The organism is Glycomyces paridis, assembly GCF_004912155.1.
Taxonomy (GTDB): Bacteria; Actinomycetota; Actinomycetes; order Mycobacteriales; family Micromonosporaceae; genus Glycomyces; species Glycomyces paridis.
In genome coordinates this window covers 47,597-70,938 of record NZ_STGX01000024.1, presented here as the reverse complement: position 1 = coordinate 70,938, position 23,342 = coordinate 47,597, and the positions used below count along the sequence as shown (strand labels likewise).

18 protein-coding genes and 1 pseudogene are annotated in these 23,342 nt (G+C 72.4%); 12 read left to right on the top strand and 7 right to left on the bottom strand.

The features are described 5' to 3' along the window. The first annotated feature begins 61 nt into the window (after positions 1-61). Positions 62-1,213, top strand: coding sequence for a sensor histidine kinase (locus E9998_RS23965; RefSeq protein ID WP_136532271.1), 1,152 nt, complete (start codon positions 62-64; stop codon positions 1,211-1,213). After that, a complete protein-coding gene (locus E9998_RS23960) occupies positions 1,210-1,869 on the top strand; it encodes a response regulator (RefSeq protein WP_136532270.1) in 660 nt (219 codons plus the stop codon). The genes E9998_RS23965 and E9998_RS23960 overlap by 4 nt, the downstream gene beginning before the upstream one ends. 6 nt (positions 1,870-1,875) lie before the next feature. On the opposite strand, the gene E9998_RS23955 is transcribed toward E9998_RS23960, so the two are convergent. The 4 genes from E9998_RS23955 to E9998_RS23940 all read right to left on the bottom strand — a co-directional run bounded on the left by E9998_RS23955 (position 1,876) and on the right by E9998_RS23940 (position 8,650). Then, the gene (locus tag E9998_RS23955; protein WP_136532269.1) at positions 1,876-2,775 is read right to left on the bottom strand and encodes an alpha/beta fold hydrolase; all 900 of its coding nucleotides are present in this window, start codon (positions 2,773-2,775) and stop codon (positions 1,876-1,878) included. 185 nt (positions 2,776-2,960) lie between these two features. Next, positions 2,961-4,712 (bottom strand): ABC transporter ATP-binding protein, encoded by a 1,752-nt coding sequence (locus E9998_RS23950; RefSeq protein WP_136532268.1) that lies wholly within the window; start codon positions 4,710-4,712, stop codon positions 2,961-2,963. Further along, complete coding sequence (locus E9998_RS23945; RefSeq protein ID WP_240037739.1) at positions 4,709-6,412, bottom strand: ABC transporter transmembrane domain-containing protein; 1,704 nt, start codon at positions 6,410-6,412, stop codon at positions 4,709-4,711. The genes E9998_RS23950 and E9998_RS23945 overlap by 4 nt, the downstream gene beginning before the upstream one ends. Positions 6,413-6,859: 447 nt before the next feature. Then, positions 6,860-8,650 (bottom strand): thioredoxin domain-containing protein, encoded by a 1,791-nt coding sequence (locus E9998_RS23940; RefSeq protein ID WP_136532266.1) that lies wholly within the window; start codon positions 8,648-8,650, stop codon positions 6,860-6,862. Between the two features lie 155 nt (positions 8,651-8,805). Between E9998_RS23940 and E9998_RS27215 the strand changes: the two are divergent. Next, positions 8,806-9,405: pseudogene (locus E9998_RS27215) on the top strand (DUF998 domain-containing protein); the annotation flags it as partial. A gap of 90 nt (positions 9,406-9,495) precedes the next feature. On the opposite strand, the gene E9998_RS26600 reads toward E9998_RS27215, so the two are convergent. The 3 genes from E9998_RS26600 to E9998_RS23925 form a co-directional block, all read right to left on the bottom strand. Further along, positions 9,496-10,167 carry an aggregation-promoting factor C-terminal-like domain-containing protein gene (locus E9998_RS26600; protein WP_240037736.1) on the bottom strand — a complete coding sequence of 224 codons (672 nt, stop codon included), beginning with the start codon at positions 10,165-10,167 and terminating at the stop codon, positions 9,496-9,498. 202 nt (positions 10,168-10,369) lie between these two features. Then, positions 10,370-11,053 (bottom strand): aggregation-promoting factor C-terminal-like domain-containing protein, encoded by a 684-nt coding sequence (locus tag E9998_RS23930; RefSeq protein WP_136532264.1) that lies wholly within the window; start codon positions 11,051-11,053, stop codon positions 10,370-10,372. A 69-nt stretch (positions 11,054-11,122) separates the two neighbouring features. Further along, complete coding sequence (locus E9998_RS23925; protein ID WP_240037735.1) at positions 11,123-12,439, bottom strand: PhoH family protein; 1,317 nt, start codon at positions 12,437-12,439, stop codon at positions 11,123-11,125. A 274-nt stretch (positions 12,440-12,713) separates the two neighbouring features. On the opposite strand from E9998_RS23925, the gene E9998_RS23920 reads away from it, so the two are divergent. The 9 genes from E9998_RS23920 (at position 12,714) to E9998_RS23880 (ending at position 23,213) form a co-directional block, all read left to right on the top strand. Then, positions 12,714-12,980, top strand: coding sequence for a hypothetical protein (locus E9998_RS23920; RefSeq protein ID WP_204745631.1), 267 nt, complete (start codon positions 12,714-12,716; stop codon positions 12,978-12,980). A 13-nt stretch (positions 12,981-12,993) separates the two neighbouring features. Beyond that, positions 12,994-13,764 carry a hypothetical protein gene (locus tag E9998_RS23915; RefSeq protein WP_136532261.1) on the top strand — a complete coding sequence of 257 codons (771 nt, stop codon included), beginning with the start codon at positions 12,994-12,996 and terminating at the stop codon, positions 13,762-13,764. A 2-nt stretch (positions 13,765-13,766) separates the two neighbouring features. Next, a complete protein-coding gene (locus E9998_RS23910; protein WP_240037734.1) occupies positions 13,767-16,673 on the top strand; it encodes an FtsK/SpoIIIE domain-containing protein in 2,907 nt (968 codons plus the stop codon). A 10-nt stretch (positions 16,674-16,683) separates the two neighbouring features. Further along, the gene (locus E9998_RS23905) at positions 16,684-17,349 is read left to right on the top strand and encodes a hypothetical protein (RefSeq protein ID WP_136532260.1); all 666 of its coding nucleotides are present in this window, start codon (positions 16,684-16,686) and stop codon (positions 17,347-17,349) included. Positions 17,350-17,466: 117 nt separating this feature from the next. Continuing rightward, a complete protein-coding gene (locus E9998_RS23900) occupies positions 17,467-18,021 on the top strand; it encodes a hypothetical protein (protein WP_136532259.1) in 555 nt (184 codons plus the stop codon). A gap of 723 nt (positions 18,022-18,744) precedes the next feature. Further along, entirely contained in the window at positions 18,745-20,541 is a 1,797-nt protein-coding gene (locus E9998_RS23895; RefSeq protein WP_136532298.1) for a phosphoenolpyruvate carboxykinase (GTP), read from the top strand. A gap of 134 nt (positions 20,542-20,675) precedes the next feature. Then, positions 20,676-21,443 carry an isoprenyl transferase gene (locus E9998_RS23890; protein WP_136532258.1) on the top strand — a complete coding sequence of 256 codons (768 nt, stop codon included), beginning with the start codon at positions 20,676-20,678 and terminating at the stop codon, positions 21,441-21,443. A 97-nt stretch (positions 21,444-21,540) separates the two neighbouring features. Further along, complete coding sequence (locus tag E9998_RS23885) at positions 21,541-22,089, top strand: RNA polymerase sigma factor (RefSeq protein ID WP_204745629.1); 549 nt, start codon at positions 21,541-21,543, stop codon at positions 22,087-22,089. Then, positions 22,089-23,213 (top strand): hypothetical protein, encoded by a 1,125-nt coding sequence (locus E9998_RS23880; protein WP_136532256.1) that lies wholly within the window; start codon positions 22,089-22,091, stop codon positions 23,211-23,213. Before E9998_RS23885 ends, E9998_RS23880 begins: the two co-directional genes overlap by 1 nt. Positions 23,214-23,342 lie beyond the last annotated feature (129 nt).

Below are 23,342 nucleotides of genomic sequence, written 5' to 3'. Positions count from 1 at the left end.
CCAACGGCACCGCCGCCGGCGACACCACGACCCGGTCCGGCCCCACCGCTAGACTGCCCCGGTGACCGCACTCGGCACGATCCCGGACCGGTGGCGTCGACTCGACGTCACCGTCCGCGACCTCCCCCTCGGACTGTTCCTCGCCGCCACCTCGTTCCTCCCCATCCTCTACAACAAAGGGACACAAGTAGGCGACCTCCCGGCCAGACCCTTCGACGCACTCGCCGCCGTAGCACTCGCCCTCGAATGCCTGCCGCTGGCCGTACGCCGAAAGATGCCGGCGGTCTGCCTCACCCTAGTGACCCTCGGATTCGTCATCGCCGAACTCCGCTCCACCCACCTGGTCGCCAGCAGCGCCATGCCCATCGCGCTCCTCAGCGCCGGCGCCCACCTCGAACGGTGCCGCCGCACCGCCGTCGTCGCCCTCACCGCCGTGTACGCGGGCCTCGCCTACGCGCTCCACCTCCTCGGATCCACCGAAGGCGTCGCCGGCTTCACCACGTTCTACCTCCTCCTCGCCGTCGCCTGGACCGCCGGCGCCTGGCTGCGAGGCAACCGCGCCGCAGAAGTCGACCGCCGTCGCCACGTCGCCGAAACCACCAGAGCCGCCGAACGCGCCCGCATCGCCCGCGAACTCCACGACGTCGTCACCCACCACGTCACCGCCATGGTCGTCCAGGCCGAAGCCGCCCGGTACCTCCAAGGCGCCCCCGAACGGCTCGACGCGGCGCTGGCGGCCGTCGGCGACACGGGGCGGCGGGCCACCGCGGACCTGCGGCACCTGCTGGGCCTGCTGGAACCCGGCCACGGCAGTGAGGCGAGGGAGCCGACGGTCGGCAGGCTGCTGACGCTCGTGGAGCAGACGCGGCACGCGGGCCAGCCGGTGGCGTTCGCCGAGGAGGGCACGCCGGTGGAGGCGACCGGCAGCGCCGACCTCGTCGCCTACCGGGTCGTCCAGGAGTCGCTGACGAACGCGCTCAAGCACGCCGTCGGCGCCGCCACGTCGGTGCTGGTGCGCCACAGGGACGAGGAGATCACCGTGGAGGTGCGCACGGCCGGGCCCGGGAGCGGGCGGGCGGTGACGGAGGGCGGCGGGCGGGGGCTCGCGGGTCTGCGCGAACGCGTCGACGTCCTCGGCGGCGACTTCAGTGCGGGCCCGGGCGACGAGGGCTTCACGGTGCGGGCGCGCATCCCCTCGGGCGGCCGGTCGTGACGGGGCCGATCCGGGTCCTCGTCTGCGACGACCAGATGCTGGTGCGCACCGGCCTGGTCACGATCATCGACGCCCAGGAGGACATGGCGGTCGCGGGGGAGTGCGGCGACGGCCGGGCCGCGGTCGACCTGGCCGGGCGGCTGCGCCCCGACGTGGTCGTCATGGACGTGCGGATGCCGGTCCTCGACGGGATCGAGGCCACGCGGCTCCTCGCGGGCGCCGGTGCGGCCGACCCGGTCAAGGTGCTCGTGGTGACGACGTTCAACCTCGACGAGTACGTGTACGAGGCGCTGCGCGCCGGAGCGAGCGGCTTCCTGCTCAAGGACGCGCCGCCTTCGCAACTGCTGCACGGCATCCGGACCGTCGCGGCCGGATCGGCCCTGCTCGACCCGGAGGTGACGCGCCGCCTCGTCGGGCGCTACGCCGCCCGCATCAGGCCCGCCGAGGACCGGTCGGGCGAGGTGCCGCTGACGCCGCGCGAACTGGAGGTCCTGCTCCTCATCGCGAACGGGCTCTCCAACGGCGAGATCGCCGCGCACCTGGTCATCAGCCCCGAGACCGTCAAGACGTTCGTCTCGCGCATCCTCGCCAAACTCGGCCTGCGCGACCGCGTCCAAGCCGTCGTCTACGCCTACCGAAACGGCCTGGCGACCTGACGGCGGTCAGGCCGCCACGGGGACGCGGCGGAGGTCCTCGACCGTGTTCGCGTACGGCAGGTCGTCCAGGGGCTCCTCGGCGAAGAACCGGGTCATGAGGTCGACGAGCTCGGCGGGGCGTTCGAGGTGGATGAGGTGGTCGGCGAGGGCCATCTCGACGAACCAGCTCTCCGGGCACGTCAGCGCGAGGTCCCGGCACAGTTCCGGCGGGGTGAGCGTGTCGTGCTCGCCGGTCGTGAACAGCACCGGGACCGCGGGCGGGATCGCGGTGTCGATGAGTTCGCGCGAGAGCAGCCGGTTGGTGTTGGCGACGAACTTCGCGAGGTCGCCGGCGTCGGCGGTGCCGAACCGCAGCGACAGGATGCGCCGGACCACCGCTGCCGAGGCGATGTCGGTCCCCTCGCTCATGAGCGCGGCCACCGCCGCGGGACCGAACCGCTCCCGCGGGCCCGCGATCGCCAGCTCCACGGCCCGGCGCATCATCGGCCGCGAATGCGCCGGGATGCCGCTCATCGTGCCCGCCAAGACCATCCGGGCGATCCGGTCCGGATGCGTCTGCGCCAGCCGGTAGCCCACCGACGTCCCGTACGAGCCCGCGAACACGTTCACCCGCTCGATCCCGAGGTCGTCGAGGAGGTCCACGAGCGCCTGCACCGGGACGTCCGGCCCCAGGTACGGCGGCAGCAGGTCGGCCTCGCCCCAGCCGGGCAGGTCCGGGCAGACCACGTCGGCGGCCTTGAGCATCCCCTGCTCGACGCGCCCCCAGTCCTCCTTGCGGTGCAGGGCGCCGCCGACGAGGACCACCGGCTCCAGGCGCGGCGACTGCGAACGCGTCAGACGCGACCAGTACGTGTAGCCCGCCAACCGGTGCTTGTGGACCGTGGGCGGGAAGGACGTGCGCGGCATGGAGGCTCCCGTTCGAGGTTCGCGGCGCCCTGGTGGGGCGCCGGAGATACGGGAGTCCACCCTAGTATCCGAAATGCGAATTTCTGGTATTTTGTGGGCCGAATGGGCGTGTATCGGCCATTCGAGTGACCCGCGGGCACGGCGAAGGCCCGGAGCGACGCCCCGGGCCCGCCTACACCACTCGCCTAGGCCGCCACGCCCTTCCACGCCCACCACAGGCTCGCGTACGCCCCACCGGCCGCCAGCAGCTCCGCATGGGCGCCCTCCTCGGCGATCCGGCCCTCGCGCACCACCGCGATCCGATCGGCCGACTCCGCCGCCTGCAACTGGTGCGCGATCGCGATCACCGTGCGCCCGTCCAACGCCGCCGCCAGCAACGCCTCCACGTTCCCCGCACTGCCAGGATCGATCCCCGCCGTCGCCTCGTCCAAGATCACCACGTCCGGATCCGCCAGGATCACGCGCGCCAACGCCAACTGCTGCGCCTCCGCCAGATTCAACCCGTGATGCTCCTCGCCCAGCATCGTGTCCAGACCCGCGGGCAGATCCGCGACCCACCGCGCGTCCACCGTCGCCAACGCCGCATACAGCGCCGCGTCACCGGCCTCCGGCGCCGCCAGATTCAAGTTCTCCCGCAACGTCGCCGTGAACACGTAATGCTCCTGCGTCACCAGGATCACCCTGCGCCGCAACACCTCCAACGGCACGTCCGCCACCGGCGCGCCCCCGAGCGTCACCGAACCCGAACGCGGCCGGTCGATCCCGGCGATGAGCCGCGCGATCGTCGACTTCCCCGCACCCGACGGACCCACCACGACCAGGCGCTCGCCCCGGCGCGGATGCAGACTCAACCCGTGCAGCACGTCCGGCCCGTCCCCGTACCCGAACGTCACACCGTCCAAACGCACCTCCGCGCCCTCCGGCACCGCCGCGCGGACCTCGTCGGGCATGAGGTGCACGCCCTCCACACGCGCCATCGCCGCCCCGCCCATCTGGAACTCGCTCAGCGACATCATCGACCGGAACACCGGCCCGTCCAGCCGCAGCGTCAGCATCGCCACCGCCACCACCTGGCCCACCGTCACCCAGCCGTCGAGGAACCACACGCCGCCCACCACGGTCACCACCACCGCCGGCGTCAAGAACGTCAAGTCCGTCGCCGGGAAGAACCACGTCTGCAGCCGGATGATGCCCTTGAGCCGCCCCATGTGCGACTCGGCCCGCGCATACCCGGCCGCCCCGCGCTCGCCCTGCATCCGGTACGCCGTCACCGTCTGCGACCCCGCCGCCGACGCCGTCAACGTCTCGGCGATCTCACTCATCGCCGCCCGCTCCGCCAGGAACACCGGACTCGCCAACCGCAGGTACCGCCGCGCCGCGATGATGAACGCCGGTGCGCCCGTGAGGAACAGCAACCCCAGGAGCGGACTCACCACGAACGCCGCCACCGTCAGCACCACCAGCTCGATCACGCCGATCGCCATCTCCGGGCCCGTCTTGCGCAGCAGCTCCGCCACCGCCCCGACGTCCCCCGAAGTCCGCGTCGCCAAATCACCCGTACCGGCCCGCTCCACCGTCCCCAACGGCAGCCGCAGCACCCGCGCGATGAACGACTCCCGCAGCTTCGCCGCCGCACGCTCACCGAGCCGATACCCCAGACGCCGACCCGTACGCAGCAGCACCAGCTGCACCACCACGCACGCCACGATCGCCCCGCACACCAAGTCGACCCGCGACGCCGTCCAACCCGTCCCGATCCCGTCGATCACATCGCCGAGCATCACCGGCAGCGCCGCCCCCGCACCCGCGGCCAGCACGTATAGGGCGACCACGCCCGCGAACGCGGCCCGGTCCTCCACGACCAGTCGCTTCACCGCACCGAACATCGCGGCACGATCGGCCACCGGCAACCGGCCGGCGTTCTCTGGGGCGCTCATCGGGCCTCCTGCCTAGAAGTGAGGGCGCGGTACTCGTCCTGAAGAGACAACTCCGCGTGGGTGCCCGCGGCGCGGACCTTCCCGTCGACCATCCACACCACCACGTCCGCGCGACCCAGCCACAGCGGCGACGCCGTCACCACCGCCGTCGTACGCCCCGCCCGCGCCGCGGCCACCCGCCCCGCGATGAGCGACTCGGTGTGCGCGTCCACCGCCGAGGTCGGCTCGACCGCCAGCAGGACCTCCGCGTCCGCCGCCAGCGCCCGCGCCAGACGCAGCCGCTGGCGCTGGCCGCCGGAGAGGTTCCGGCCGCCGTTGGTGATCTCGCCGTCGAGCGTGGAGCCCAGGCTCGAATGGACGTCGGCCGCGCAGGCGGCCTCGATCGCGGCGAGCGCCCTCGCCTCGTCGATCCCCTCGGACCCGACGCGGAGGGTCTCGCCTAGGCTCTGGGCGAACAGGTAGTCGTCGCGCAGGAGCAGGACGCGCTCGCGGACCTCGTCGAGCGTGAGGGAGGCCAGGGGCGCCTCGCCCCAGGCGGCCTCGGAGTCGCGGTAGCGGGCGAGGCGCTCCATGGCGGCCTCGGCGGGCTTGGCCTCGGCGCTGACGACGACGGTCAGGAGCCCGGGGACGACGGTCATACCCGAGGCGGGGTCGCGGAGGGGCCCGTGCGCGCCTGCGGCGGTGCCGTCGTCGGCGAGGTCGCTGCGGGTCGCGAAGAACGCGGTGAGGCGGCGGGAGGCGACCTGGGCGGCGATCACGGACTGCGCCATGCCGATCATGGCCCCCGAGTGCTGGGCGACGAGCGCGGTGACGCCGAACGCGGCCGACAGCTCGCCGACGCTGATGGTCCCGGTGAGCGCCAGACGCGCGCCCACCCAGGTGACGGCGGCGATGAGCGCCAGCGGCAGGCTCGACCGCAGGCCCTGCACCCAGGAGTCGGCCCGCGCCACCCCGTACCCGGCGTCGCGCAGATCGGTGGACGCGGCCCGGTAGCGCTGGAGGAACTGCGCCTCGCCGCCGACGCCGCGCAGGACCCGGAGCCCGCCGACGACGTCGCTCGCCTGCCCCGTGAGGGTCGCGACCGAGGAGCGGTAGGCGATCTGGTGGTGCTGGAGGCGCCCCAGGACGGGCCCGACGACGAAGCCGATGAGGACGACCCCCGCGAGGGCCGTGACGCCCAGGGCCGCGTTCGCGCGCCACAGCAGGACGGTGCCCACGGTCGTCATGACCAGGCCCATCCACCCGAACCCGAGCTGGAAGATGAACGAACCGGTCTTGTGGGCGTCCTCGGTGGAGAGGTTCACCATCTCCCCGGGCGAGATCGCGCCCCGCACCCCGGTCCCGGCGCGGTTGAGGTGGTCGGTGAGGTTCTGGACGGTGCGCACCCGCGCATGGGACTCGGCCATGAACAGGGCCCGGTACCCGGCGACGAACACCCACGAGGAGGCGATCGCGACGACCCCGAGGACGATCGACCAGGGCAGCAGCGGTTCGGTGGTCCCGGCCACCAGCACCTCGTCGATGACCTTCGAGATCGCCCACGGCAGCAGCACCCACGCCGTGCCCGAGACGCTGAGCAGGCCGAACCCGAGCGCGACCAGCCCCGTGTGGGCCCGCGCGACGTACAGCAGGTACCGCCACGGGTCGGCGGGGATGTCCGGCGGGGACACGATCGGAGGGCGCAGCGGGTTCGGGTTCACAACAGTCAAAATTAGGCACGTTCCTTGCCGACCGGCAAGCGCATTTCCGGCCGGGGCCGGTGTGATTCCACCCGCAGGATCGACTGCCGAGGGCGGCCGGACCGGTGCACCGGTCCGGCCGCCGCTCGTCTCCCCGCGGGGGACCGGCACTGGCGGGGACCGCGCGCGGGCGGATTCCCGCGCGCGGTCTCGGTATGGCGACGTTCGCGAAACCCCTCTGTCGCCGCCATCCCGCTGTGCCGGACGGCCTTTTTGCTATCTATGCAACACGAGGCGTCAAGGAACGGCAACAGAAAGTTTCCTGCCTGTGGATAACTCCGGGTACGGGCGTGAAAACGCAGTTCACGGCCTGTGGATAACTTGAAGGGATTCGTGCGTGTCAGAAGGCCTGGCGCACGCGGCGCCACAGTGGCGGCCCGATACCGCAGCGCACCGACAACACCTTTGTCAACCCGGCACCGTCGATAACTCGGCGCGCTGCGCCCGCACCAGCGTCTCGGCCGCCGCGTGCAGGCCCGCGGTGAACCGCGGATTCGCACTCATCGCCGGTTCGGCCCGCGCGATCGCTCGCCACGCGTCGTCCTTGAACGACTCCTCGCCCGTCACCTGCCAGGCCTCCAGCAGCGCCGCCGCCGCCAACGCCCAACCCGAGGCCGTCGGCCCGTCGTGCACGTCAGCCGGACGCGTCACCAGCGCCTCGGCGTCCGCAGCCGTGTCGAAGAACCCCCCGAGACCGTCCCCGAAATGCTCACCGACCTGCCGCAGCAGCCCGCACGCCCGCTCCGTCCACTCCCCGCCCAGCCGCAGGAACCCCAACGCCACCGCCGCGTAGTCCTCCAAGATCCCCGGCGCCGGCGACACCGCGCCCGCCAGCGACGCCCGCGCCAGACGACCGTCCGCCCCCACATGCGTCGCCCACAACTCCGTTGCGGCCCGCTCCGCCGCCAGCAGCGCATCCCGCCCGCCCGAACGCGACGCGTACTCCGCCAGCGCCGCGATCGCCAGACCGTTCCAGGCCGCGACCACCTTGTCGTCGCGCCCCGGCTGCGGCCGCTCCCGCCGCGCCGCCGCCAACCGGTGCCGCACCGCCGCGAACCGCGCCCCGTCCTCCGGATCGACCGGCAGCTCCAACACGTTCTTGTCGTGCTCGAAGTTCGGCCGCGACGGGTCCACCCCGAACGCCGCCGCCGCCCACGCCGCGTCCTCGCCCAGCACCGCCTCCAGATCGGCGTACGACCACGCGTACGTCAGACCCTCCACGCCCTCCGTGTCGGCGTCGAACGCCGCCGCGAACGCACCCTCCCCGGTCGTGAAGTGCTCCAACAGGAACGCCGCGGTCTCATCGGCGACCCGCGCGAACAGCTCGCCCTCCCCGTACAGCCGCGAATACAGCCACAGCAGCTCCGCGTTGTCGTACAGCATCTTCTCGAAATGCGGCACCGTCCACGACTCGTCGACGCTGTAGCGCGCGAACCCGCCCTCCAACTGGTCGTAGATCCCGCCCCGCGCCATCCGCTCCGCCGTCAGCTTCACATGGTCGAGGAACCGCGCCTCGCCCGTGCGCACGTACGCGTCCAACAGGAACCGCAACGCCGGCACCCCGGGGAACTTCGGCGCCGAACCGAAACCGCCGTGCACCGCATCCGCCGAAGCCATCACCGTCGCCGCCGCCGCGTCCAGCAGCTGCGCGCGCACCGGCGGCGCCGGCGGGCACGGCCCGTCCAACGGGCACGCCACCGTGACGTCCGCGAACGCCGGACCGCCCTTCGCGCCCGCCTCCACGATCGCCGCCCCCTGATGCCGCAGCTCCTCGCGCTGCCCCGTCCACGCCGCGTGCACCGCGTCCAGCAGCCGCAGGAAATGCGGCTTCGGAAAATACGTCCCCGCGAAGAACGGCGTCCCGTCGGGGAACGCGAACACCGTCATCGGCCACCCGCCCTGCCCCGTGATCGCCATCGTCGCCTGCATGTACACCGCGTCCAGGTCCGGGCGCTCCTCCCGGTCGACCTTCACCGGCGCGAACCGGTCGTTCATCGCCGCCGCCACCGTCCGGTCCTCAAAGGACTCATGTGCCATCACATGGCACCAGTGGCACGTCGAATAGCCGATCGAGATGAGCAGCGGCACGTCCCGCGCCGCGGCGTCGGCGAGCGCCTCCGGCCCCCACTGGCGCCACGCCACCGGATTCGAAGCGTGCTGCCGCAGATACGGGGAGAGCGCCCCGGCCAACTCGTTCATCACGCAAGCCTCGCACAGCCCGCCCCCGCCCCGAAGCGCCGTTCCAGGACCGCCCGCGGTAGGGCCTGCCGTACCTTCCGCCGGGTGCAGGCGGGGGTGCCGATTCGGGTGTGCGCGTCACTGATTTCAAGGCCGGAAATCGCGAGTCTTGTCGCATGGTTTCATTTGCCCCCGCAGGGATCAGGAACGGCCGGGACCGGGCTCCCGAAGCAGCCGACGTCCTCAACGGCTTCGCGACGGTCGGCTACGGCTCGCTCGCCGCCGGACTCGTCGCCATGGTGGTCCTCCACGCCACCTCCGGACTCAACCCGCTCTACGCCGTCGTCAGCGTCCACCTCTACACCCCGCTCGGCTGGCTCCTGCCCGTCGCGCTCGGCCTGTTCGCCCTCGGCGCCTGCGCCTTCGGCCTCATGGCCCGCCTCGCCGGCGCCCCGCGCTGGCTGCCGTGGTCGCTGTTCGCGTGGGCCGCGTTCATCAGCGTCGTGGCGATCGTGCCCTCCGACCGGATGGGCGTCACGCACTTCTCGCCGGGCCACTACGTGCACCGGTACGCGGCCTTCGCCGCGTTCTGCACCATGGCGGTCCTGGGGATCGTCCTGGGCCGGTGGCTGCGCGCCAACGAGCCTGGGGAGCGGCGCAACGCGACCGCCTCGATCGTGTGCGGCTGGTTCTCGGTCGGCGTGCTCGTGCTGACGTCGGCGCCGTACGTCCTCGAATGGTTCGGGATCGGACGCCCCTGGTACCTGGGCATGGGCGGGCTGCTCCAGCGGCTCACGGTGCTGTCGGGCCTGGTCGCCCTCGTCGTCGTCGGCCGCTACCTCCAGCGGGTCGCCGCCGCGCCCTCGTCAGTAGAAGCCCTCGGCCTCGGACTGCGCCCAGGCGCCGCACGGGTTCCCGTACAGGTCGGAGATGTAGCCCAGGCCCCAGCGGATCTGGGTGACGGGGTTGGTCGCCCAGTCGTCGGCCTCCTGGGACATCTTGGAGCCGGGGTAGGCCTGGGGGATGCCGTAGGCGCCGATGGGGTTCTCCGCGAGCTCGTTCCAGCCCGACTCGCGGTTCCACAGCAGGTCGAGGCAGGCGAACTGCTCCAGGTCGAAGCCCCATTCGAGGGTGAGCGCGCAGCCGGTGGCGCGGTTGCCGCTGAACTCGCCGCAGCTGGACGGCACGTCCACTGAGGTCGGGTTCGTGGTCCGGGCGGCTTCTTCTGCGGCCTGGTCGGCGTCCTCTTGGGCGTCGTCCAGGCCCGCCGCCTTGTCCACGGCGTATTCGGCGACCGCGCCGGCTTTGACGGCGACGTCTGCGCCGGCGGTCGCGGCGATGTAGTCGAGGTGGTGGACGCGGATGTCCTCGAAGGCCGCCTCGGCTTCGGCCTGCTGCTCGGCGGCGGCCATGCTCGGGTGCGCGGCGTCCTCGTCGGCGGGGTGGTCGGTGACGGCCAGGACGGCGATGACGGCCCCGAGCGCGAGCACGAGGACGGCGGCGAACCTGGCGGCGTGGCGGGTGAGGCGGGGGAGCATCGGCCCTCCGGGGTGGTGGCGGGAGTCGTTCGAGTATGGCCCCGGCGGGGCGGCCCCGTCCCGGGGGACCGGCCGTGCCGGAGACGGGTCGTCGGGGTGGGCCGTGCCGGGGCCGGTGGTGCGGGGACCGGTTGTGCCGGGGCAGGTCGTGCGGGGGAGAAAAGGGAACGCCGGGGCGGTGGGCCGCCCCGGCGTCGTCCGTCTAGTACCAGCCGACCTCTTCGGAGTGGTTCCAGGCCTCGCAGGGGGTGCCGTAGCGGCCCGAGATGTAGCCCAGGCCCCACTGGATCTGCGTGACCGGGTTGGTCTCCCAGTCCGAGCCCTCGCTCTCCATCTTCGAGCCGGGGAGGGCCTGGGGGATGCCGTAGGCGCCGATGCCGTTGGCGGCGAGCTCGTTCCAGCCCGACTCGCGGTCCCACAGGGCCACGAGGCAGCCGACCTGTTCGAGGTCGAAGCCGGCGTCCTGCGCGAGCGCGCAGCCGGTGGCCTTGTTGCCGCTGTAGTCGCCGCAGCTGCCGGGGATGTCCACGGAGGTGGGGTTGGTGTTCGCGGCCTCGGCCGCGGCGGCCTCTTCGGCGGCCTGGTCGGCGTCGTCCTGGGCGCTGTCGAGGCTCGCGGCCCGGTCGGCGGCGAAGTCCCCGAGCGCGGCGACCTTCGTCGCCACGTCGGCGCCGGCGGTCTCCTCGATGTAGTTCACGTGCAGGTAGCGGACTTCCTCGTACGCCGATTCCGCTTCGGCCTGCTGCTCTGCGGCGGCCATGCTGGGGTGGTTGGCGTCGGTCTCCGAGGGGTCGTCGGTCACGGCGTTGACGGTTATGACGGCCCCCAGTGCGAGGACGAGCACGGCGGCGATCTTCGCGCCGTAGCGGGTCAGCAGTGGGATCATGCGCTCTACTCCTGTGTCCCGGGCGTCTGTGGACAGACGCCCGGGACACAGCATGCCAGAGCTGGCCGGTCAGCCTTCCAGCAGGTTGGTGACCATCTCCGCGATCTCGGAGCGCTCACTGCGCGTAAGCGTCACGTGGGCGAACAGTGGGTGGCCCTTGAGCACGTCGATGACGCTCGCGACCCCGTCGTGGCGGCCCACCCGCAGGTTGTCGCGCTGGGCGACGTCGTGGGTGAGGACCACTTTGGAGCCCTGACCGATGCGCGAGAGCACGGTCAGGAGCACGCCGCGCTCCAGCGACTGCGCCTCGTCGACGATGACGAACGCGTCGTGGAGGCTGCGGCCGCGGATGTGGGTGAGCGGCAGGACTTCGAGCATCCCGCGTTCGAGCACCTCGCTGATGACGTTGTCGTCGGTGACCGCGCCGAGGGTGTCGAACACCGCCTGGCCCCAGGGGCTCATCTTCTCGCCCTCGGAGCCGGGCAGGTAGCCCAGCTGCTGGCCGCCGACGGCGTACAGCGGACGGAACACGATGACCTTCTTGAAGACCTCGCGTTCGAGGACCTGTTCGAGGCCCGCGCACAGCGCCATCGCAGACTTGCCGGTGCCGGCCTTGCCGCCGAGCGAGACGATCCCGATGTCGGGGTCGAGCAGCAGGTCGATGGCGACGCGCTGCTCGGCCGAGCGGCCGTGGACACCGAAGGCGTCCCTGCCGCGCACGAGCCGGATCTTCTTGTCGACGGTGACGCGGCCCAGCGCCTTGGAACCGGAGCCGTTGAGGACGAGCCCGGTGTGGCAGGGCAGGTCGACGTCGTGCGGGAGGTCGGCGTCCTCGCCTTCGAACAGCGTGTCGATGACCTCGTCGGCGACCGACAGCTCCGCCATGCCCGACCAGGTCGGGTCGACGGCCTGGCCGTGCCGGTACTCCTCGGTGGGGATGCCGACCGCGGAGGCCTTGACGCGCAGCGGCATGTCTTTTGTAACGAGTACAGCCTTTGTGGCCAGGGCGGCGTCGTCATCGTCGGCGAAGCCGGCCGCAGCTTCGAGCCCGAGGGCCCGGGTGACGGCGATGATCCTGGAGTCGTTGGTGTCCAGGGCGAAACCGGCCGGGAGGCCGGAGGTGTCGACGTGGTTGAGCTCGACCCGGATGGAACCGCCGTGGTCCCCGATGTCGATGGGCTGATCGAGACGGCCGTGCTTGATGCGCAGTTCGTCGAGGCGCCGCAGGCACTCCCGGGCGAACCAGCCCAGCTCGGGATGGTGGCGTTTGGCTTCCAGCTCGCTGACCACGACGAGCGGGATGACCACGTGGTGTTCGTCGAACCGTGAGAACGCACCAGGGTCTGATAGCAGAACCGAGGTGTCGAGGACGTAAGTGCGTTGCACTGGCACGGTCGCCTCCCGGGTGTCGATGTTTGGGGGCGGCGCCCGGTCCGGCCCGCGAGTGTCGCCGAGTCCGACCCGTTACGGCTCGTAAGCATTCCCGAGTCCGCCCCGTTGGTACTCACACTGTAGTTGGGAGGTACGTCACTCCGCCACCATAAAATGCATCGAAAGCAACACTGGTTGTCACGGCAACGTCGGAAATCCGACAAAGCAGACACGCCGCGTTATGGCCCGATCACGGAAAGCGGGCGCTTTCTCGGCGAGAATGATCATCGTGTCAACCGTGAGCGTCGCCGAACTCAAGTCGGCCATCGCCGCCGCCCTCCAGCAGGTCCGCGACGGCCAGGCGGCGATCGCCGCCGCCAGTCAGAACATCGAGTCGGCGCAGGGGAGTCTGACGGCCGTCACCGCCGGGTCGGGCCACGACTCGGTCGCCACCGCCCAGGCCGCGCTCGCGCAGGCCGCCGCCGAACTGGAGCAGTCCCTGGCCGCGACCTTCGCGGCCGCCGAGCAGGCCGAGGCCTACGCCGCGACCCTCTAGATCGGAGACCCCTGTGGACGTCGCCGCCCTCGCCGGGAGCCTCAAGGCCCTCGCCGACGACCTCCCCGCGCCCGCCCTCGACACCGCCGACCAGTACTTCGAAGCCGCCCAGGCCGAACTGAAGGAGGCCTCGCGCGAGTCGACCGCCGAGATCGGCCTCCACCGGCTCGGCGCGGCCCGCGAACGCCTCGACGCCGCCCGCACCCGCCTCGGCGAGGCGCGCACCGCGATCGGCGACTACCTCGACGCCATCGGCGCCGGTGCCGGCAGCGCCGCATCGGCCCCGGCGCCCCGCGCCGGCGCCGGGCCCAAGCCGGCCCCGGTCGACCCGCGCGCGTGGTGGACCGACCGCGTCAACGAGCTGTGCGACCGGACCGGGGCGGCCGAGCCGCAGCGGGTGCCGCCCACGCGGCTGTTCAACGAGCTGCTCAAGGCCGCCGCGGACGGCAACGCCGAGGCGTACTGCAAGCGCCTGCGCGACGCCGGGCCCGAGACCGGCGTCAAGATGCCCGGCCTCGCCTGGCCGCTCGTGCGCACCCTCGCCGCCGAGCACCTCGGGCGCACCCCCACCGGCCGCGACGCGGCTGCGCTGCGCGACAAGTGCACTGACAAGGTCCGCTCGCTCGTGCCCGGGGCCGAACCCGACCACATCGGAGCGGCGCTCGCGTCCGCCTGCACGCTCGGGCGCGGCGACGACGCCGGGGACGCCGCCCGCACCGCGGCCCTCGGCCCGGTCCTCGTCGCCGCCCTCCACCGACTGAGCAAGACCGAGCGGAAGGCGTGAACATGAGCAGCTGGCGCAGAAGACTGGTGGCGGCCATGGGCGACGAGCTCGGGCGCGCCCGCGGCGAGGCCCGGCTCCTCGCCGAGCGCGCCGCGGCGCGGGCGGAGACCGAACGCGCCGGCGCCGAGCGAATCATCGCCGAGGCGGGCCGCAAGCAGACGCAGCTGCGCACCATCCACGAGAAGATGACGGCCACACTCGAAACCCGCCAGGCCGCCGCGGTCCGCGGCGGCCACGCCGCCGCACTCGCGGCGGCGGCCGCGGCCGCCCCCGCCGCGGCGGGGGAGCCCTGGCCCGCATGGCGACTCGATTCAGGGCTCGGCCGCGGGCCCGCGCCGCTGTTGCGGGTCGGGCGCATCCAAAGCAGCGAACTCCCTCCGGGGGCCCCCTCCCCCCTCCCCACCCCACCCACCCAGTTGCATGCTCGTTCGAACGGCTTGCCTAGTGCGGTCGGCGATGCGGGGGCCGAAGCCGTGGACGGCTCGTACGGGGCCGGGGCTTCGGGTCGCGGTGCCGCTGACGGTGCGGGTTTCGCGAATGGGGTATCGGGTCGTTTCGCCTCGTCTCCTTCCTTGGCGCCGTCGGGTGACGTAATCGTGACAGAAGGGTACGACAATTCGGGGGCTGCGGTGACGACGGTCTCATTGCCGGCGCTCGTGCCGTTGCTCGACCGTGCTCATCTGCGCATCGATTCCGATGCGGTCCATGCGCTTCCGGGGCTGCTGCTGCGCGCGGTCGGGTCCGTTCCGGCCGGGCTCGTGCGGCTGCACGTCTACGACCCCGAGCACCTCGGGGGGTCGCTGTCGGCGTTCGCGGCGCTCGGCAAGGCCGGGCTGCTCTCCTTCGTGGGGCCCTCGGGCCTGCGGGAGGCGCTTGACTCGCTCGTGGAGACCGTCCGGCGCGTCAACGCCGACGTGCTCGCCGGCGAGCACGCCAGCCTCGCCGACCTCGCCGAGGCCACCGGCAGGCGCCCCGAGCCCTGGCGCGTCCTCGTCCTCCTCAACGCCGACCTCGCCGCCTGGCCCGCCCACGACCAGGCCCAGCTCGCCCGCCTGCGCCGCACCGGCGTCGCCGCCGGCGTCCACCTCCTCGTCGTCGGCGACGACACCGCCGGGCCCGCCGACCTGCCGCGCCTGTGCGCCACCGGCTACACCGGCCTCCACGCCAAGGAGCCCGCCGCGCTCGTCCTCGACGGGCCGCCGCCGCAGCGGACCGTCACCGCCGCCGCCAAAGCCGTCGCCGAGAAGCACCGCGCCGGCAGGGAACCCGCCCGGCTCGTCGACCTCCTCCCGCAGCGCCTGTGGTCCGCCTCCTCCGCCACCGGGCTCACCGCCGCCATCGGCGAGACCCCCGCCGGCGACGTCGCCCGCCTCGCCCTCGGCGACAACCCGCCCCACGCCCTCGTCGGCGGCCCCTCCGGCTCGGGCAAGACCAACCTCCTCTACGCCTGGATCGCCGGACTCGCCTCCCACTACAGCCCCGACGAACTCGCCCTCTACCTCCTCGACTTCAAAGAAGGGGTCTCCTTCGCCCGCTTCGCCTCCGGGCGGCGCGACCCCACCTGGCTCCCGCACGTGCGCCTCGTCGGCGTCAACATCAACGACGACCGCGAGTTCGGCCTCGCCCTCCTGCGCCACCTCAAGGACGAGCTGCGCCGCCGCGCCGAGGCCGCCAAAGCCCACGAGGCCACCAAGCTCGAAGAGCTCCGCGCCGCCGACCCCGAAGGCCACTGGCCCCGCATCGTCGCCGTCGTCGACGAGTTCCAGGTCCTCCTCGAAGCGCGCGACGCCGTCACCGACGAGGCCGTCCAGCTCCTCGAAGACCTCGCCCGCCGTGGACGCAGCCAAGGCATCCACCTCGTCCTCGCCTCCCAGGACATCGCCGGGATCGAAGCGCTCTGGGGCCGCCCCAGCCTCGTCGCCCAGTTCACACTCCGCATCGCCCTCCCCAAGGCCCGCAGGGTCCTCGCCGAGAACAACCACGCCGCCGACACCGTCGCCCGCTTCCACGCCGTCGTCAACGACGAGTCCGGCCACACCGCCGCCAACACCCCCGTCGCCCTCCCCAACGCCGGGCACGCCGACGCCTGGGAGCCCCTCCAGCGCCGCCTCTGGGAGGCCCGGCCCGCCGGGAACCTCCCGCCCGCCCTCTTCGACGGCGACCTCGTCCCCGACCTCACCGCCGCCGCCCCGCCGCCCGAGACCGCGCTGCTGGGCCAGACCATCGACGTCGCCGCCGGCGGCGCCGCCCTCGCCCTCCACCGCGCCCCCGGCCGCAACCTCGCCGTCCTCGGCACCCGCGCCGTCGAAGCCGCCGACATCCTCGCCTCCGCCGCGCTCACCGCCGCCATGGCCGCCCGGCGCGACGGGCACCGCATCGGCGTCGACCTGTGCTGCCTCGAACCCGACACCGCCACCGCCGCGCTCGCCCTCGCCGCCGCCCTCGAAGCCGAGGACGCCGAAGTCGACTGGCACGACGACCTCGCCTCCCTCGCCGGCGACTGGGAGGCCCGCTGCGACGGCGCCATGCGCCTCAACCTCATCTACGCCGTCGACGCCGGGTCCGCCCGCCTCGACGCCCCCGGCACCGCCCGCCTGCGCGCCATGCTCATCGACGGGCCCGAACGCCACCTCCACACCCTCGGCTGGTGGCGCTCGGTCCCGCGCCTGCGGGAAGACCTCGGCGGCTTCTCGGCCCGCTTCGACGCCGTCGACGCCTGGCTCGCCCTCGACGTCCAGGGCCCCGAACTCGCCCCCCTCTCGCCCGCGAGCGGCGGCCCCGCCTGGTACCCGCGCGAGCGCCGCGGCCTCTACTTCGACCGCGCCCGCCACCGCGCCCCCCAGGTCGTCATCCCCTACCGCACCGCCGCCCTCCTGCCCCAGCCCGCGGCCGTCCTCGACCCGTCCTGAAAGGCGCGCCATGCCCAACGACACCGCGTACACGGACGCCGTCACCGCCTACATGCGCGAACGCGCCGAAGCCGAAGCCGAGACGCGCGCCGCCGACGCCGCCTACCGGGCCGAGACCGAACGCCTCGCCGCCGCCGTCGAGGACGCCCGCAACGCCCGCGACCAGGCCAACCGGGACGCCGTCGCCGCCGCCACGCTCGTGGCCGAGACCGACAAGAACGTCGCCGTCCTGTGGCGCTCCCTCGGCGACTTCGTCGGGCACCGCCGCACCGGCCCCACCCCCTCCGCCGGGACGCCCGACCCCGCCCCCGACGCCGACCGCGTGCGCGCCCGACTCGAACGCTCCGGGCGCCTCCTCGCCCTCGCCCGCCAGGGCGAACTCCCCATCGAGGCGCCCCGCCACACCGAGGCCACCGCCGCCGCGATCGGCGCCGGCCTCGGCGCGCTCGCCGTCGCCGCGGCACTGTGGATCCTGCACGGCGACGACTCCGCGGTCCGAGGGGCCCTCGCCGCGCTGACCCTCTTCCTCGGCGTCGCGACCGGCCCCGTCGTCCTCGGCGTCTGGCTCACCTGGCAGTACCGGGTCCGCCCGCGCCCCGGCCAGACCCTCGCCTGCGTCGGCGCGGCCGTCGCCGCCGTCTGCGCGCTCGCCGGAGTGTTCATGCGGGGACTGTGAGTCGAATCCGGGGCGCCGCTTCGGGGCCGCGGGCCGCGGTGAGCACGGCCTGGGTCGCGGCGGCTTGCCGCGATGGGGTACACCTGGAGCGTCACCGAAACGTGAGGAGACCCGTCAATGGCCGCCAACGACGACACCGGCTCGTGGCACTACGGACCTCTGCCGTCCACTGACGACGCCCCGGCCTGGATCTACGGGATCGTCCCCGACGGGTGGATCGCCGGCATGCCGGAGGTGACCGTCGACCGCGACGAGATGATCATCATCTGCCCGCTGCCGACCCCCGACCACCCCGCCGACGCCACCGAGTCCGACCGCGCCGCCACCGAGGAGGGGCGCATCTCCCGGTTCCGGGAGGCCACGCGAGACATGCGCGTCCAGATCGCGCAGCAGCTCCAGTACCGCTACCACCGGCAGTCCTCGTGGGGCGCGCGCTGCGGCAGCACCACGATGGTCTTCACCCACCAGTCCCTGCCGGTCACCACGCGCCTGCGCCAGCCCGAACGGCTCGTGCTCGACACGCTCGTCGGCTCCGGCGTCGCCGCCTCCCGCTCCGACGCGCTCGCGTGGTGCGTGCGCCTGGTCGAGCAGCACGCCGAGGACTGGCTCAAGGAGCTGCGCGAGGCGATGCTCAGCGTCGACGAACTGCGCCGCCGAGGCCCGGTCGTCTGAAGCGGCAAGGTCTGCAACAGCATGGTCTGAAGCTGCATGGTCCGAACCGGCACTGTTTGAAAGAGCACGGACCGGACGCATACGACGATCCGCGAGCGGCGGAGGCGCCTCAGGCGCCTCCGCCGCTCGCGTGTTCAGCGCAGCAGGAGGTAGAGGGCCGCGAGCGCGGCGAGCGCCAGCACCGGGAGCGCCACGCCGACGGTCAGCGTCTTGGCCCGGCTGGGGTGCGACTGGGGTTCACGGTGCGCCATGGACTGCTCCAACGGTTCGACACTCTGTTCCTGTTGTGCATCTTCGCGCACGGGGGACCGCCGTGCGGTGATTCGGGGCAAATGGGCGTGCCGTGCGGGCGTCATCGGGTCGTGATCGCGATCTAACGCGCTCGTTCCATGATCGAAACCGATCGCATTAGTTGCGAGTATCCGTCAAATTCAGTCGACGGTGATCGATACTGAGCGGTAAAGCAGAAACGACAGGTATTTGTGCTCGTTGCGAGCTTGAATGCGCAACTTGTGGGAATCCTCTGGTGGAGGCCCTGATCAGCGCGGGACCAATCGAGCACGAGTCCCTGCGCGTTCGCCGGAGTTCCCGTAGCGTCCGAAGGACCGGCCCCGGCCGGAGCGCCCGCGACAGTGCCTTGCGCCGCCCGGCGGCGGCGCACTCAGACCGCAGAGCACCGAAGGAGCCACCGTGAGCACCGAAGCAGCCGAACCCGCGACCGGACTGACCGATCCTCCGACCCGCCACGCCCGGCTGGTCGCGTGGGTCGGCGAGGTCGCCGAACTGACCGACCCCGACCAGATCGTGTGGTGCGACGGCACCAGGGCCGAATGGGAGCGCCTGACCTCGGAGCTCGTCGCGTTCGGCTCGCTCGTGCCCGTCCCGGCGAAGCCCGACTCGTTCCTGGCGCGGACCGACCCCGACGACGTCGCGCGGGTCGAGGAGCGCACCTTCATCTGCTCGGCCGACCCCGAGGACGCCGGGCCCACGAACAACTGGACCGCGCCGGACTACATGCGCGAGACCATGACCGGGCTGTACCGCGGTTCGATGCGCGGGCGCACGATGTACGTCGTCCCCTTCTGCATGGGTTCGCTCGACGCCGAGCAGCCGATGTTCGGCGTGGAGCTGACCGACTCGGCGTACGTCGCGGCGTCGATGCACATCATGACCCGTATGGGCGCCGAGGTCCTGGAGCGGATGGGCGAGGACGCCGAGTTCGTGCCGTGCCTGCACTCGGTGGGCGCGCCGCTGGAGGCGGGCCAGACGGACGTGCCGTGGCCGTGCAACGAGACGAAGTACATCTCGCACTTCCCCGAGTCGCGCGAGATCTGGTCGTACGGTTCGGGTTACGGCGGGAACTCGCTGCTGGGCAAGAAGTGCTACGCGCTGCGGATCGGCTCGGCGATGGGCCGCGACGAGGGCTGGCTGGCCGAGCACATGCTCATCCTGCGCATGACCAGTCCCGAGGGGAAGGTCTACCACGTGACGGGGGCGTTCCCTTCGGCGTGCGGCAAGACCAACCTCGCGATGCTGGAGCCGACGATCCCGGGGTGGAAGGTGGAGACGCTCGGCGACGACATCGCCTGGCTGCGGTTCGGCGAGGACGGGCGCCTGTGGGCCTCCAACCCCGAGTTCGGCTTCTTCGGGGTCGCGCCGGGCACCGACTACAAGACGAACCCGAACGCGATGCGCACCATCGAGAAGGGCCACACGCTGTTCACGAACGTGGCGCTCACCGACGAGGGCGACGTGTGGTGGGAGGGCATGGGCGAGCCGCCGGCGCACGCGACCGACTGGAAGGGCCGCGACTGGACCCCGCAGTCCGAGGAGCCCTCCAGCCACCCGAACAGCCGGTTCTGCACGCCGGTCAAGCAGTGCCCGGTGCTCGCCGACGAGTACGACGACCCGCGGGGCGTCCCGATCGACGCGATCCTGTTCGGCGGGCGCCGCGCCACGACGATCCCGCTGGTGACGCAGGCGCGCGACTGGGTGCACGGGGTGTACATGGGCGCGACGCTGTCCTCGGAGACGACCGCGGCCGCGGTCGGCCGGGTCGGCGTGGTCCGCCGCGACCCGATGGCGATGCTGCCGTTCATCGGCTACAACGCCGCCGACTACTTCGGCCACTGGATCGAGATGGGCAAGGCCGCCACTGACGAGGCGCTCATGCCGCAGGTGTTCTACGTCAACTGGTTCCGCCGCGGCGAGGACGGCCGGTTCCTGTGGCCGGGGTTCGGCGAGAACTCCCGGGTCCTCAAGTGGGTGGTCGAGCGGCTCGAAGGTCGCGCCGAGGCCGTCGAGACCCCGATCGGGTACTGCCCGACCCCGGAGTCCCTCGACGTCGACGGGCTCGACCTGGACGAGGCCGACCTCAAGGCCGCCCTCCTGGTCGACCACGAGGAGTGGGCCGCCGAGGTCCCGCTCGTCGAGGCCTGGTTCGCGCGCTTCGGCGACAAGCTCCCGGCGACGCTCTGGAGCGAACTCGACGCGCTCAAACAGCGCCTCGACGTCCGGTAGCCCAGGGGCGCAACGAGAACGCGAATCACAACAAATCGGGGCCGGGGCGGCGGACGCCCCGGCCCCGCCGTGCGCGGGCCGCCACCGGGCGAAGCCTGCGAGCCCCGAACGCGGGGAGCCTACAATTGCCGGTTGTGGCGATCTCGAACCTGCTTTACCGGATCTACGAGCGTCGGCTCGCACGCGAGCTGACCGGCCAGCCCCTGCCCAGGCACATCGGCGTCATGGTCGACGGCAACCGGCGCTGGGCCCGCGACATGGGGCTCACCGACCCCAACGACGGCCACCGCGCCGGCGCCCGGCACATCGAGCGGTTCCTCGGCTGGTGCGACGAGCTCGGCGTCGAGCACGTCACCATCTGGCTCCTCTCCACCGAGAACCTCACCCGCCCCAAAGACCAGCTCGACCCCCTCCTCGACATCATCGACGAGCTCGCCGGCGAGCTCGCCGACGACGACCAGCCCTGGCAGCTGCGCATGGTCGGCGCCCTCGACCTCCTCCCCGAGGAGCACCAGGCCGCCCTCAAACGCGCCCAGCAGCGCACCGCCGACAAACTCGGCATGCAGGTCAACCTCGCCGTCTGCTACGGCGGCCAGCGCGAGATCGCCGACGCCGTGCGCTCCTTCATGCACGAGCAGGCCGCCGCCGGCGCCAGCCTGGAGGAGGCCGCCGACGCCCTCGACGCCGACTCCATCGCCCGCCACCTCTACATGACCGGCCAGCCCGACCCCGACCTGGTCATCCGCACTTCCGGCGAGCAGCGCATCTCCGGGTTCCTGCTGTGGCAGTCGGCCTACTCCGAGTTCTACTTCTGCGACTCCAACTGGCCCGACTTCCGCCGCGTCGACTTCCTCCGCGCCGTCCGCTCCTTCGCCACCCGCGACCGCCGCTACGGCAAGTAGCGCCGCCGCGGATTCCTGCGCATCGGGCTGCGTCAGCTCGGGCGGCCGCCGCGTGTAAGCGGGTATGGCACATCCGACCCCTACCCGAGGAGTCCGCTTGGCGCGCCTTTGCGATGCCGATCCGCCCGCTGCGACGGCGGGCGGATCCCCCCGAACCGACCGCCACGCCGACTTCGACGAGTTCTACGCCGCGAACGTCCGGGCCCTCACCGGCCAGGTCTACGCCTATACGGGCGACTTCGCCGAGGCGGAGGACCTCGTGGCCGAGGCCTTCTGCCGTGCGCTGGCCCGCTGGAAGCAGGTCCGGGGGTACGAGCACCCGGTCGCCTGGGTCCGCCACGTCGCCTGGAACCTCGCCACGAGCCACCTGCGCAGGCGTACCGTCGCGCAGCGCTTCCTGCGGCGCCAACGGGAGGTTCCGGCCGCCGAGGGGCCTGACGGCGACCGGGTCGACCTGGTCAAGGCGCTCGCAGGGATCGGCGACCGGCACCGCAAGGCCTTGATCCTGCGCTACATGGCGCAGATGACGGCCGCCGAGATCGCCGCCCAGGAGGGGGTCGCCGAGGCGACCGTCCGCTCCTGGCTCACCCGGGGCAAGAAGGCCGTGGCCGAGCGCCTCCACTTCGACTTCGAGAGGGACCTGTGATGAGCACGCCCGAGCACCATCGCCTCGACCAGGCGTTCGCCGACCTCGCCGACGCGGCCGCCGTCATGGCCGACCCGCCCGCCACCGCGATGCTGCGCCGCCGGGTGCGCCGCCGCCGTGCCCTTCGCGGCGCGGCCGCCGCGGCGACGGCGGTCCTCGTCGCCGCGCCCGCCGTGTGGCTGCTCCAGCCCTTCGCGGGGGAGGAGCCACCGCCCGCCGACCCGGCGCCGCTGGCCACCTACGGGGATCTGGTCGACGCTTCGATCGACTTGCCCAGCTTCTATGCGGAGGGACACGGGACGTGTCGGGGCGAGGGTCCGGTGACACTGGCGGGTGGAGCCGACGGCAATCCCGGCATTGTCCCGTACGAGGAGGCGGGCGAGTTCCCGCCCGATGGGCCGACGCTGGTCAAGGTGATCCATGCGCCGCTGGAGGAGGGCGGTCCGGCATCGGCGGTGGCGTTGGTCCGATGCTGGAGTGACGGTCCCGAGGCGAGTCAGGTCTTGGTGATCGAGCCGGACGGCGCCGGCGGCTGGGCGGTCGCCGATCGGCTGCTGACCTCCGTCGAGGCCGGTGCGGCCCTAGCGAACATCGCGGTGGATCCCGCCTACGGTGTGGTGGTGCTCATGGAGCCGCCGCTCTCCGAGTACTCGGAGGACCAGGATCTGACCCGGTTCGTGCGGCTCCGGCCCTTCGACGCCGAGCCGCGGGTGGAGCTCGAAGTCCCTGAGGCGCCGCCGGCTGATCTGTCGTTCGGCTTCCATCGAGTGGAGGACCCTGACGGCACCTGGGCGGTGACCGCCGAGGTGGAGAACACCGGCGAGCAGGCCACGGCCGCGACCGAGCTGCTGCTCTGCGGCAACCAGCAGATGTGGCTCGACGGAGTGGAACTGCCGGAGTGCGGTGACGACCCGGTGCTGCTGGAGGTCGGTCCGCTGGAGCCGGGCGAAGCGTGGACTTCCTCATGGACGTTGGTCGTGGACGAACCGATGGAGCTCCACTACGGGGTGACCCTCTTCGCGATGGCGGTCGCACCCGTCGAGGTCGACAGCGGCCTGGTACACGGCCTGTACGGCAGCTATAACAAGCACTCCATGATCGCGGAACTGAGGGGCCTGTTGTAGCGGCGATCCCTGCGGGCCCCGGACGGCACTGCCGTCCGGGGCCTTCCGTGTCGCCCGGGGGATGATCGGGACGCGTTGAAAAATCCTGTTCGGCGGTGCGTCATTTTCGCGGCGGCGTTCGTGTGGGGG